Origin of the sequence: Cupriavidus sp. WGlv3 (assembly GCF_023952475.1) — a bacterium.
Taxonomy (GTDB): Bacteria; Pseudomonadota; Gammaproteobacteria; order Burkholderiales; family Burkholderiaceae; genus Cupriavidus; species Cupriavidus phytorum.
Genome location: NZ_JALHRX010000006.1, coordinates 48,173 through 60,212 on the forward strand (window position 1 = coordinate 48,173; position 12,040 = coordinate 60,212).

A 12,040-nucleotide genomic window follows, 5' to 3' on the forward strand; every position below is an offset into this window, starting at 1 on the left:
ACCGTTAATCCCCGACTGACCAGGAGCCAACCATCGTGCGTGTCTTCAGTGCCTCCCTCGCCACCGAAACCAACACCTTTGCGCCGATGCCCACCGGCCTGTCTTCCTTCAGGGATCGCGGCTACTTCGCGGCCGGCCAGCATCCTGACCAGATGACGTTTTTCTCAGGGCCGCTGTGGGCAGCACGGATTCGCGGCAAGGAGCGCGGCTGGCAGCTGTGCGAAGGCATGGTGGCCGGCGCGCAGCCCAGCGGCACCACCACCCGCCATGCCTACGAAACCCTGCGCGACGAACTGCTGGCCGACCTGCGCGCGGCGCTGCCGGTGGACATGGTGCTGCTCGGCCTGCACGGCGCGATGGTGGCCGATGGCTATGACGACTGCGAGGGCGACCTGCTGCAGCGTGTGCGCGCCATCGTCGGCCCCGAGGTGGTGATCGGCGCCGAGCTGGACCCGCACTGCCACCTGACGCCCGAGATGACAGCGTACGCCGACGTGCTGGTCGCCTTCAAGGAATACCCGCATACCGACGTACTGGAACGCGCGCTGGAACTCGTCGACCTGTGCGCGGCCACGGTGGAAGGCAAGGTTCGCCCGGTGGCGGCGGTGGTCGATTGCGAGATGATCGTCACGGTCCACACCTCGCGCGAGCCGGCGCGCGGCTTCATCGACCGCATCCAGTCGCTGGAAGGGCGCGACGGCGTGCTGTCGGTGTCGGTGGCGCATGGGTTTTCATGGGGCGATGTGCCGGAGATGGGCACCAAGGTGCTGGTTTACGCCGACGGCAACCAGGCCAGGGCCGATGCGCTGGCGCGGCAGCTGGCCGACGAACTGATCGCCATGCGCGACGGGCTCATGGTGCGCTACCCGGACATCGACACCTCGCTCGACGAGGCGCTGGCCTGCGACGGCGGCCCGGTGGTGCTGGCCGATGGCGCCGACAATCCCGGCGGCGGCGCGGCGAGCGACTCCACTTTTATCTTGCGCCGGATGATCGAACGCGGCATCGGCAATGCGGCGGTCGGCCCGATGTGGGACCCGATCGCGGTGCGCATCGCCTTCGATGCCGGCGTGGGTGCGCGCCTGCCGATGCGCATCGGCGGCAAGATCAGTCCGCTATCAGGCGACCCGCTGGACCTGGACTGCACGGTCAAGGCCCTGCTGCCCGACATGGTGATGACCGGACTGTCCGACACGCCGGTGCAGATGGGCCACTGCGCGCTGGTGGCAGCCAACGGCATCGACATCGTGCTGATCACGCTGCGCAACCAGGCCATGGGTACGGACATGTTCACCCAGCTGGGCTGTGACCTGGCGCGCAAGCAGATCATCGTGGTCAAGTCCTCGCAGCACTTCTATGCGTCCTTCTCCAAAGTGGCAAGTCACGTGATCTACGCAGGCGCCCCGGGTGCCGTCACGCTTGACCTCACGACCCTGCCCTATCGCAAGATCCAACGGCCCAAGTGGCCCCTGGACAGCGCCGCGGCCTGAGCGCCGGCCGCCTGACTGCGATCACGACAACAACGACAACGAAGAAAACGGAGACTGCACATGACACCAAACCGACCCCTGTCCGCCGCGCTCGCGGCGGGCGCCCTGGTCCTGGCAGGCGCCAGCCTGCCCGTGCTGGCGCAGACCAAGACGCTCAAGGTCGTGGCGCATGCCGACCTGAAGATCCTCGATCCGACCTTCACCACGGCCTACATCACGCGCAACTTCGGCTACATGGTCTACGACACGCTGTTCGCCCAGGATGCCAAGGGCAAACCGCAGCCGCAGATGGTCGAGAAATACAGCAGCTCGAAGGATGGCGCGCAGTGGAGCTTCACGCTGCGTCCCGGCCTGAAGTTCTCGGATGGCAGCGCGGTTACCTCGGCGGACGCAATCGCCTCGCTGCAGCGCTGGGGCGCGCGCGACAGCCTGGGCCGTGCCATGGGCGAAGCCGGCGCCGAATGGAAGGCGGTCGACACGCGCACGTTCACGCTGACGCTCAAAGCGCCCTTTGGCATGGTGCTGGATGCGCTGGCCAAGCCCTCTGGCTTTCCCCCGGTGATCCTGCCGGAGCGCCTGGCCAGGATGCCCGCTACCGCGCCCCTGCCCGAAGTGCTGGGCTCCGGCCCCTTCGTCTTCAAGCGCGACGAATGGGTGCCGGGCAACAAGGCGGTGTTCGTGCGCAACCCGCACTACGTGGCACGCAGCGAGCCCGCGAGCGGACTCGCCGGCAGCAAGCAGCCCCGCGTCGACCGCGTCGAATGGCTCTACCTGCCAGATGCCAACAGCGCGATCGCCGCGCTCAAGCGCGGCGAGGTCGACCTGATCGAACAGGTACCGCCGGACTACATCACCCCGCTGCGCGGCGACGCCAGCATCAAGATCGGCTCGGGTGGCGCCTACCAGGGCGTGCTGGTGATGAACCAGCTGCATCCGCCATTCAACAACCCGAAAGTGCGCCAGGCCTTCCTGCAGGCGGTGAGCCAGGAACGCTTCACCGCGGCCATGGGCTATCCGCTCGACATGCGCATCAACTACTGCGCCACCTTCTTCATCTGCGGCGGCCGCAACGATACCGCTGCCGGCGCCGAGCCGTACCGCAAGGCCGATCCGGCCCGTGCCAGGCAGCTGCTGGGCGCGGCGGGCTACAAGGGCGAAAAGGTGGTGCTGCTGGTGCCGACCGACGTTCCCCAGCTCAACGCTGAAGCCCTGATGGCGGCGCAGACCATGCGCAGCATGGGCATGAACGTCGACATGCAGAACATGGACTGGGCCTCAATCGGCGCGCGCCGCGCCAGGCGGGATGCGCCCGAGGCCGGGGGCTGGAACATGTACGTGACCGTCGCGGGCGAGTTCGATGCCGACTCCCCGATCACCAATGCCTACCTCGGCGCCGCCTGCGGCACCAGCCTGCCAGGCTGGCCCTGCGACAAGCCGCTCGACGAGCTGCGCACGGCCTGGATCCGCGAGACCGTGCCAGCGAAACGCAAGGAACTGCTCGATGCCTTCCAGAAGCGCGCCTATGAGGCCGTGCCCTATGTGAACGCCGGCCAGTACACGGCGGCCTTCGCGGCGCGTGCCAGCCTCAAGGGCATCGACAGGATGTGGGCCGGCATGCCCACGGTCTGGATGCTCGACAAATAACCACGAATCACGAACACCAGGAGAGATACGAGATGGGCTACCTGCTCCGACGCCTGGCCGCGACGCTGCCCGTGATGGCGGTGGTGGCCGTGGTGGTCTTCCTGCTGATCCACCTGTCGCCGGGCGATCCGGCGGCGCTGATCGCTGGCGACCTCGCCACCGTCGACGACATCGCCAGGCTGCGTGGCGTGCTGGGGCTGGACCAGCCGCTGTGGCGGCAATTCTTGCTGTGGCTCGGCCGGCTCGCCAGCGGCGACCTCGGCACCTCCATCTTTACCCAGGTGCCGGTGGCCCAGTTGCTGGCGCAGCGGCTGGAGCCAACCGTCTCCGTCGCCGCGCTGACCATGGTGCTGACCTTGCTCGTCGCGGTGCCGCTGGGAACGCTGGCCGCGTATCGCGCCGGCAGCTGGGTCGACCGGCTGGTGATGCTGTTCGCGGTGCTGGCATTCTCGCTGCCGGTGTTTCTGGTGGGCTACCTGCTGGTCTATGCCTTCGCCATCCAGTTGCCGTGGTTCCCGGTGCAGGGCTACGCGCGCCTGGCCGACGGCGCCGGTGCGTGGCTGCACAGCCTGGTGCTGCCTTGCGTCAACCTGGCGCTGGTCTATATCGCGCTGGTGACCCGCATGACCCGCGCCACCGTGCTGGAAGTCCTGCACGAGGACTACATCCGCACTGCGCGCGCCAAGGGCCTGGGCGTGCTGCCGGTGCTGGGCCACGCGCTGCGCAACGCGGCGATCCCGATCGCCACCACGGTCGGCATGGGCATCGCGCTGCTGATCGGCGGCGTGGTCGTGACCGAGACCGTATTTGCGATCCCGGGCGTCGGCCGCCTGGTGGTCGACTCGGTGCAGCGCCACGACTACCCGGTGATCCAGAGCGTGCTGCTGGTCTCCGCCGGGGTCTACGTGCTGATCAACCTGATGATCGACCTCAGCTACCGGCTGTTCGATCCACGCATCAAGTACTGATGGCTTTCGCCGCGAGACCTGCTGACATGACCCCCTCCCTGCCCGCGACCGAACCTGCCGTACCGGCACCCGACCATGCGCCCTTCGTGCTGCCGCGCTGGCACTGGGCGCGCAAGCACCCCACGCTGGTCCTGGGCGCGCTGCTGCTGGCGCTGATCGCCGCGCTCTCCATCGGCGCGCCCTGGATTGCCACCGTCGACCCGCAGGACATCGACCCGCTGGCGCGCATGCAGCCGCCCTCGGCCGAGCACTGGTTTGGCACCGACGCACTGGGCCGCGACGTGTTCAGCCGCACGGTCTGGGGCGGCCGCGTATCCATGATCGTGGGCCTGTCGGTCGGGCTGCTCGCAACCGTGTCCGGCGTGCTGCTGGGCCTGGTCGCGGGCTTCGTGCGCCGGGCAGACGCCCTGGTGATGCGCGTGATGGACGGCCTGATGGCAATCCCGGGCATCCTGCTGGCGATCGCGCTGATGGCCGTTACGCAGGCCAGCCTGTCCGCGGTGATCATCGCCATCACCATCCCCGAGATCCCGCGCGTGGTGCGGCTGGTGCGCTCGCTGGCGCTGACGCTGCGCGAGCAGCTCTACGTCGAGGCGGCGCATGCCGTCGGCACCCGCCTGCCGGTCATCCTGATGCGCCACGTGGTGCCCAACATGGTCGCGCCGCTGATCGTGCAGGCCACTTTCGTGGCCGCCACCGCCGTGCTGACCGAAGCCGCCCTGTCTTTCCTCGGCGTCGGCGTGCCCGCCCAGACGCCGAGCTGGGGCAACATGATGGCCGAAGGGCGCAATTTCGTGGCCGTGGCCTTCCACATCATCCTGTATCCGGGAATCCTGCTGGCCGCGACCGTGCTGGCCATCAACCTGCTTGGCGACGGCTTGCGCGACGCGCTCGATCCGCGCCTGGCGCGGCAACTCTGAATCCGGGAGCGCAACCATGACCATCACGATGTCGCGCACGATGTCCCATGTCAGGCTGGCCACGGGCGAGCCGCTGCTCGAAGTGGAAAACCTCCATACGCATTTCGACACGCTCACCGGGCCGGCCCGCTCGGTCAACGGCGTCTCGTACACCGTGCGCGCCGGCCAGACCCTGGGCGTGGTGGGCGAGTCAGGCTGCGGCAAGAGCGTGACGGCGCTGTCCATCATGCGGCTGCTGCCCACGCCACCGGCACGCATCCGCGGCGCGGTGCGGCTGCGCGGCACGGACCTGTTGCAGCTCAGCGAACGCGAGATGCGCCGCATCCGCGGCAATCGCGTCTCGATGATCTTCCAGGAGCCGATGACCTCGCTGAACCCGGTGCTGACGATTGGCCGCCAGATTGCCGAAACCGTGCAGCTGCACCAGGGCGCGAGCCGCGCCGACGCACTCAGACGCGCGGTGGAAATGCTGCGGCTGGTGCAGATCCCCGAGCCCGAACGCCGCGTCAACGAGCATCCACACCAGCTTTCGGGCGGCATGCGCCAGCGCGTGATGATCGCGCTGGCGCTGGCCTGCAATCCCGAGGTGCTGATCGCCGACGAACCCACCACGGCGCTCGACGTGACCATCCAGGCCCAGATCCTGGACCTGATCCGCCGCCTGCAGCAGGAACTGGGCATGGGCGTGGTGATGATCACGCACGACCTGGGCGTGGTGGCCGAATGCTGCGACCGCGTGATCGTGATGTACGCCGGGCGCAAAGTCGAGGAGGCCAGCGTCACCGAGCTGTTCGACTGCCCGCTGCACCCCTACACCCGCGCCCTGATGGCATCGATGCCGTCGATGAACACCAGCAGCCGGCGCCTGGCCGAAATCCCCGGCCTGGTGCCATCGCCACAGGAGGCGCGCCGCGGTTGTGACTTCGCGGCGCGCTGCGCGCATGCCGACGCGCGCTGCACGCGCGAAATTCCGCAACTCACGCGCCACGGCGGCGACCATGCAGTGGCCTGCTTCGCGGTCGAGGAAGACCGCCTCGCGTGCAACCCACCCGCCCAGGAAGCCATCGCATGAGCACGACCTCCGCCACGCCAACGCCCCTGCTCAAGGTCGACCGCCTCACGAAACACTACCTCGCATCGCGGCGCTGGCTGGCACCACCCAGGCCGCCGATCCAGGCGGTGGACGGCGTGTCCTTCACCGTGGAGCGCGGCGAGACGCTATCGCTGGTCGGCGAATCCGGCTGCGGCAAGACCACCACTGCCAAGTCGGTGCTGCGCCTGGTCGAGCCGACGTCAGGCTCGGTGCGGCTCGACGGCGAAGAACTGCTGGGCCTGCCGGCAAGCGTCATGCGCCAGCGCCGGCGCGACCTGCAGATCATCTTCCAGGACCCCTACGCCTCGCTCAGCCCGCGGCTGACGGCGGGCGAGATCGTCGGCGAACCGCTGCGCAATTTCGGCCAGCAGTCCCGGGCCGAGCGCAACGAGCGCGTGCAATGGCTGTTCAGCAAGGTCGGCCTGCGGCCTGAAGCCGTGCGCAAGTTCCCGCATGAGTTCTCCGGCGGGCAGCGCCAGCGGCTGGGCATCGCGCGCGCGTTGGCACTCAAGCCAAAGCTGATCGTCTGCGACGAACCGGTGTCGGCGCTCGACGTCTCGGTCCAGGCGCAAGTGGTCAACCTGCTGATGGACCTGCAGGCCGAATTTGGCATCGCCTACCTGTTCGTCGCGCACGACCTGGCCGTGGTGCGCCATATCAGCCACCGGGTCGCGGTGATGTACCTCGGCCAGATCGTCGAACTGGCCGACCGCGACACGCTGTTCGCCGCGCCGCGCCATCCCTATACGGAGATCCTGCTCTCCGCCGTGCCGGTGCCCGATCCGCGCATGCCCGCCCGGCGCCTGCTGCTGCAGGGCGATCCCCCCAGTCCGGCCAATCCGCCACCGGGCTGCCGCTTCCACACGCGCTGCCCGCATGCGCAAGCCCTCTGCAAGGAACAGGCCCCCATGCTTGCCGAACGGCCGTCTGCCACCGGCAGCCACCTGGTGGCCTGCCATTTCCGCTGACCACTACGCTCCAGTCCAGTAAAGGAATCCCATGTCCGACCCCATCGCTGCACACGCCCCGCACTATGACCTGCTGATTGCCGGCGGCACCGTGATCGACGGCAGCAAGGCACCCCGCTTCAGCGCCGATATCGGCGTGCGCGACGGCTGCATCGCGGCGATCGGCGACCTCGCCGGGCACACGGCCGACTGTGTGCTGGACGCAACCGGCCTGGTCGTCGCCCCTGGCTTTATCGACGCGCACACGCATGATGACCAGGCGGTGCTGTCGCAACCCACCATGCCGTTCAAGGTGTCGCAGGGCGTCACCACCGTGATCTCCGGCAACTGCGGCATCAGCGCCGCGCCGCTGCGTGCCGGCATGGACCTGCCGATGCCGCTGAGCCTGATCGACACACCGGCGGAAGGCCGCTTCACCACCTTTGCGGCCTATCTCGACGCGCTGCGCGCCGCGCCGAGTTCGGTCAACCTGGCCGCCATGGTCGGGCATTCGACCTTGCGCGCGGTCACCATGACGGCGCTGGACCGGCCAGCGGATGCCGCAGAGATCGCGGCCATGCAGGCGCTGGTCGAGGAGGCCATGCAAGCCGGCGCGATCGGCCTGTCGACCGGCACCTTCTACCCGCCCGCCGCCATGGCGACGGCCGAGGAGATCATCGAGGTCTGCCGGCCGCTCAGTGCCCGCAAGGCGCTCTATGTCACGCATATGCGCGACGAGTCCGACCATGTCATGGACTCGCTCGACGAGACCTTCCGCATCGGCCGCGAGCTCGGCGTGCCGGTGGTGGTATCGCACCACAAGGTGCAGAGGCAGGCCAATTTTGGCAAGAGCCAGGTGACCCTGCCTTATATCCGCGAGGCCATGAAGCACCAGTGCGTGTCACTCGACTGCTACCCGTACACGGCCGGCTCGACCATGATCCGCACCGATCGTGGCATGCTCGACGGCCGGGTGCTGATCGCCGCCAGCCAGCCGCACCCCGAATGCGCCGGCCGCGATCTTGACGACATCGCCAGGGAATGGGGCGTGCCCAAGGACGAAGCCGCGCGCCGCCTGCAGCCGGGCACCGCGATCTACTTTCAGATGGACGAGGACGACGTCCAGCGCATCCTTGCCTTTGACGAAACGATGATCGGCTCCGACGGCATCCCCGTCGGCGCCAGCCCGCACCCGCGCCTGTGGGGCACCTTCCCGCGCGTGCTGGGGCACTACTGCCGCGAGGTCGGCCTGTTTCCGCTGGAGACGGCGGTCTGGAAAATGACCGGGCTGACGGCGCGCAATTTCGGCCTGCACCGGCGCGGCACGCTCGCCGTGGGCAACCATGCCGACATCGTCATTTTCGACGCGGCCAGCGTGCGCGATGCCGCCAGCTACGAAACCCCCACCCGGCCAGCCGAAGGCATCGACACCGTGATCGTCAACGGCGCCATTACCTGGCGGCACGGCGCGCACAGCGGAGCACGCAACGGCCAGGTCATCACGCGGCCAGCAGATCCCGAAGCGGGAGACGCGGCGGCCGTCCAGAACCCGCATTAAGGGGCCTTGATATGGCGGACCAGGCACCCGCGTCATGGCCCGGCCCGAGGCCGGGCGCGAATCCGCCGGCGGATCAGAACTTCGGGATACGCAACGTCTTGCTGACCATCAGCGTGCCCGACAGCGCGAACAGCAGCACCAGCGGATGCAGCACGGCGGGGCCTAGCACCCATGCGCCGCCAGGCAGTTCGCCGCCCAGCTGGCCTTGCGACGCGCACCAAGTCAGCACGGCAGTCAGCAGCACGCTGGTCGGGATCGGCGTGCCTTCGAAGTACGCCACCTTGCCGCTGTCGCTGCCGGCCGCCAGCGATTCGGCGGTGACATTGAAGCGCGCCAGCCGGCTGACGCCACAGCAGACAAAGTAGATCAGCACCGCCAGGTCCCAGCCGCCGCGCATGCCGGCGGCAAAGGCCAGCGTGGCGGGGCCGACGCCGAACGAGATCACGTCGGCCAGTGAATCCAGTTCGCGCCCCAGCGCGGAATGCGCGTGGCGCCAGCGCGCGATGCGGCCGTCCAGCACGTCGAAGATAAAGGCCAGCGGCGCCAGCGCCGCCGCCGTATAGAAATGCGACAGCTGCTGGTCGGCCACGTAAAACATCGCAAAGAACACCGACCCCATGCCGCAGGCCGCGTTGCCGAGGGTGAAGACGTCGGCCAGCTGCAACTCACGCAGCATCGAGAAATGGCGGGGGCGTTCGGGCCGGGTGTTCATGGCGCGCGCTTACAGGACCTTGGACACGTGGTGCACGTTGGGCGGCGCGGCGAAGGTTTCCGCTACCAGCCCGCGCCATTGCTGGAACTCGGGCGATTCGCGGAACAGGACCATATGGTCGTCCACGGTTTCCCAGTCCACCACCAGCGTGTACTGGTCCGGCTGCTCGATCGAGCGGAACAACTGCACGCCGTGGCAGCCGTGCGAGCGCAGGAACAGCGGCGTGGCCTGGCTCACGCCTTGCTCGAACTGCTTGTCCATGCCGGGCTTGATGGTGATTTGCGCGATTTCCTTGATCATGTCGTCGTGGCGATGAGGTGGATGCCGGCGCCGGTCGGGTACCTGCGGGTCTCTACTACCTTAGCACGATCGCGGCGTCACATGCCTGCGGCAAGCATTCCGTTACAAGCGGGGGTTAGCATCGTCCACCTTGCCACGACCTGCCGAAACCGCCATGCGTCTGCCCCTGCCTGAATGCAGCATTGCGCTGTCCATCCTTTACCTCGCCTGGCTGATGGGCTTGCCCTCCGGCGCGGATGCTGCAATGCAGCCATGCGGCAGCCCAGCAACCGCGCTTGCCGACATCCGCAGCGCCGGCCAGGCTTCGCCGCTGGCGGGGCGCGTGATCGAAATACAGGCCATCGTCACGGCAGACTTCAGCGGCGACGGCGGCCTGCGCGGCTTCTTCCTGCAGACCGCGGACACGCAGCGCGTGCATCGGCCGGGTCTTTCGGAAGGGCTCTTTGTCTACGCACCGCGCGCCCGGGCCAATGTCGGCGACATGGTGCGTGTGTCCGGAAAGATCGAAGAAAAATTCGGACAAAAGCAACTGGTGCTGTCAGGCGCGCCCGTCGTCTGCGCGCGGGGGCTGTCCGTCACGCCGCCAACGCTGACGCTGCCGCTTGCCGGCGAATCCGACCTGGCCGCCCTGGAGGGCATGCTGGTGCGGCTGCCGCAGGTGCTGACCGTCAGCGATACCCATGAACTCGGCCGGTATGGCACCTTGGTGCTGAGCCATGGGCGCCCCATCGCGCCCACGCAACAGGCCCTGCCGGGACCGGCTGCGCAGCAATCCGCGGCGGCCAATGCCCGCAACCGGTTGTTACTTGACGATGGCTCGACGCGCCAGTTTCCCGCCGTGGTGCCCTACCCGCCCCCGCGCCTGTCAGCGGACCATCCGGTACGCGCAGGCGATACCGTCACTGGCGTGCAGGGCGTGCTGGAGCGACGCCACGGACAGTGGCGGCTGCAACCGGTGCATGGTGCCGGCGCACCGGTCTACCAGCGCGCCAACCCGCGCCCCGCGGCGCCGCCGCGGCATCCCGCCACCGCGCTGCGCGTGGCGGCCTTCAACCTGCAGAACTACTTCAATGGCGACGGCCACGGCGGGGGCTTCGATGCATCCGACAACCGCGGCGCGCAGGACAGCGCAGCGCTGGCACGGCAACAGGCCAAGCTGGTGGCCGCGCTACGCGGCCTGGACGCCGACGTGATCGGCCTGATGGAAGTCCAGAACAATGGCTATGGCCCGACCGGCGCGATCCGCCAGTTGGCCGCGCTGCTGGGCCCGGACTGGCGCGTGGCCGACCCAGGCACCCCTGCGCTTGGCGCCGATGCCATCGCGGTCGGGCTGCTGTACAACGCCCGCACCGCGCTGCCCGCCGGGCGGGTGGCCACCACATGGCTGGGCGAGCGCAGCCGCCAGCCGCTCGCGGCCACCTTCCGTGCCGCGGCGGGTGGCGCGCCGGTGACGGTGGTGGTCAACCATTTCAAATCCAAGAACTGTGTCGAAGCCGCCGGCGCGCAAACCGACCAGCGCGACGGCCAGGGCTGCTGGAACCCGGCACGCGTGCAGGCCGCCGACACCCTGGCCCGCTGGCTCGGCACCGCGCCGACCGGCGTCGCCGACGCGGGCGTGCTGGTGATCGGCGACCTGAACAGCTACGCGATGGAGGACCCGATAAGGCTACTGGCACGGCGCGGCTACGCCGACCTGGTCGCGCGCTTTGCCGGCCCGCACGCCTACAGCTACGTCTACGCGGCACAGGCCGGCTACCTGGACCACGTGCTCGCCGACGCTACCGCCGCGGCCCACGTCGTTGCCGTGCATGTATGGCATATCAATGCCGACGAGCCCGCGGCCTTCGCCTATGCCCCGGCCCCGGGCTCCGGCGCCGCCCCCGGCTTCTATGCGCCCGGCCCGTACCGCTCCTCCGATCACGACCCTTTGGTGGTCGATTTCGCCAGCAGCCCGCGCGCCAGGTAAAGCACCACCAGCAGGTTGGCCGCGGCCAGCGCGCCATGCAGCCAGCTGGGATGGACCAGGGCCTCGTACAGTTCCAGCGGGATATAGATGCCCCCCGACCACACCCCGAGCCAGTTGCCCCAGGCCAGCCCGCGCCACAGCCCGTAGGCCTCGGCAAAGCGCAGCAGCGCATAGGCCGCGGCGGATGCGCCGATGGCCCACAGGCGCGCATTGTCGGGATGTTCGAGCAGCGACAGGAAGATGGTGGGATAGCGGCTGGCCGGATTGACATGCCAGCGCTGGATGATGGCTTCGGCCAGGGCCTGGGCATCGCGATGCAGCAGTGCGGCCAGGCCCAGCCCGGCCACGATCACCAGCAGCCCCTTGGCGGCCTCGAACAACGCAATGCTCCTGAGGCCCAGTGCGCCCTGCTTTGCCATGCGGTATCTCCGGTCGATGCAAG

11 protein-coding genes are annotated in these 12,040 nt (G+C 68.6%); 8 read left to right on the top strand and 3 right to left on the bottom strand.

Going from position 1 to position 12,040, the window contains the following annotated elements; all coding sequences use genetic code 11:
- Positions 1-35: 35 nt before the first annotated feature.
- The 7 genes from MKD38_RS12650 to MKD38_RS12680 are packed head-to-tail and all read left to right on the top strand — an operon-like array spanning position 36 to position 8,620.
- Positions 36-1,490 carry a M81 family metallopeptidase gene (locus tag MKD38_RS12650; RefSeq protein WP_252677263.1) on the top strand — a complete coding sequence of 485 codons (1,455 nt, stop codon included), beginning with the start codon at positions 36-38 and terminating at the stop codon, positions 1,488-1,490.
- 60 nt (positions 1,491-1,550) lie between these two features.
- A complete protein-coding gene (locus MKD38_RS12655) occupies positions 1,551-3,134 on the top strand; it encodes an ABC transporter substrate-binding protein (protein WP_252677265.1) in 1,584 nt (527 codons plus the stop codon).
- Positions 3,135-3,166: 32 nt separating this feature from the next.
- On the top strand, positions 3,167-4,102 hold the full coding sequence (locus MKD38_RS12660) for an ABC transporter permease (protein WP_252677267.1): 936 nt from the start codon (positions 3,167-3,169) through the stop codon (positions 4,100-4,102).
- Positions 4,103-4,128: 26 nt separating this feature from the next.
- Positions 4,129-5,022 carry an ABC transporter permease gene (locus MKD38_RS12665; RefSeq protein WP_252677269.1) on the top strand — a complete coding sequence of 298 codons (894 nt, stop codon included), beginning with the start codon at positions 4,129-4,131 and terminating at the stop codon, positions 5,020-5,022.
- Positions 5,023-5,038: 16 nt separating this feature from the next.
- Entirely contained in the window at positions 5,039-6,094 is a 1,056-nt protein-coding gene (locus tag MKD38_RS12670; protein ID WP_252677271.1) for an ABC transporter ATP-binding protein, read from the top strand.
- Complete coding sequence (locus MKD38_RS12675; RefSeq protein ID WP_252677273.1) at positions 6,091-7,083, top strand: ABC transporter ATP-binding protein; 993 nt, start codon at positions 6,091-6,093, stop codon at positions 7,081-7,083. The genes MKD38_RS12670 and MKD38_RS12675 overlap by 4 nt, the downstream gene beginning before the upstream one ends.
- Before the next feature lie 31 nt (positions 7,084-7,114).
- Positions 7,115-8,620, top strand: coding sequence for an N-acyl-D-amino-acid deacylase family protein (locus MKD38_RS12680; RefSeq protein WP_252677275.1), 1,506 nt, complete (start codon positions 7,115-7,117; stop codon positions 8,618-8,620).
- Between the two features lie 73 nt (positions 8,621-8,693).
- Here the strand turns inward: MKD38_RS12680 and MKD38_RS12685 are convergent, their stop codons facing one another.
- Complete coding sequence (locus MKD38_RS12685; protein ID WP_252677278.1) at positions 8,694-9,332, bottom strand: CDP-alcohol phosphatidyltransferase family protein; 639 nt, start codon at positions 9,330-9,332, stop codon at positions 8,694-8,696.
- A gap of 9 nt (positions 9,333-9,341) precedes the next feature.
- On the bottom strand, positions 9,342-9,632 hold the full coding sequence (locus MKD38_RS12690; RefSeq protein ID WP_252677280.1) for an antibiotic biosynthesis monooxygenase family protein: 291 nt from the start codon (positions 9,630-9,632) through the stop codon (positions 9,342-9,344).
- 154 nt (positions 9,633-9,786) lie between these two features.
- On the opposite strand from MKD38_RS12690, the gene MKD38_RS12695 reads away from it, so the two are divergent.
- Positions 9,787-11,598 (top strand): ExeM/NucH family extracellular endonuclease, encoded by a 1,812-nt coding sequence (locus MKD38_RS12695; RefSeq protein ID WP_252677282.1) that lies wholly within the window; start codon positions 9,787-9,789, stop codon positions 11,596-11,598.
- Here the strand turns inward: MKD38_RS12695 and MKD38_RS12700 are convergent.
- Positions 11,550-12,017, bottom strand: a complete 468-nt coding sequence (locus MKD38_RS12700) for a DUF2127 domain-containing protein (RefSeq protein WP_252677284.1) — start codon at positions 12,015-12,017, stop codon at positions 11,550-11,552. The genes MKD38_RS12695 and MKD38_RS12700 overlap by 49 nt on opposite strands.
- Positions 12,018-12,040 lie beyond the last annotated feature (23 nt).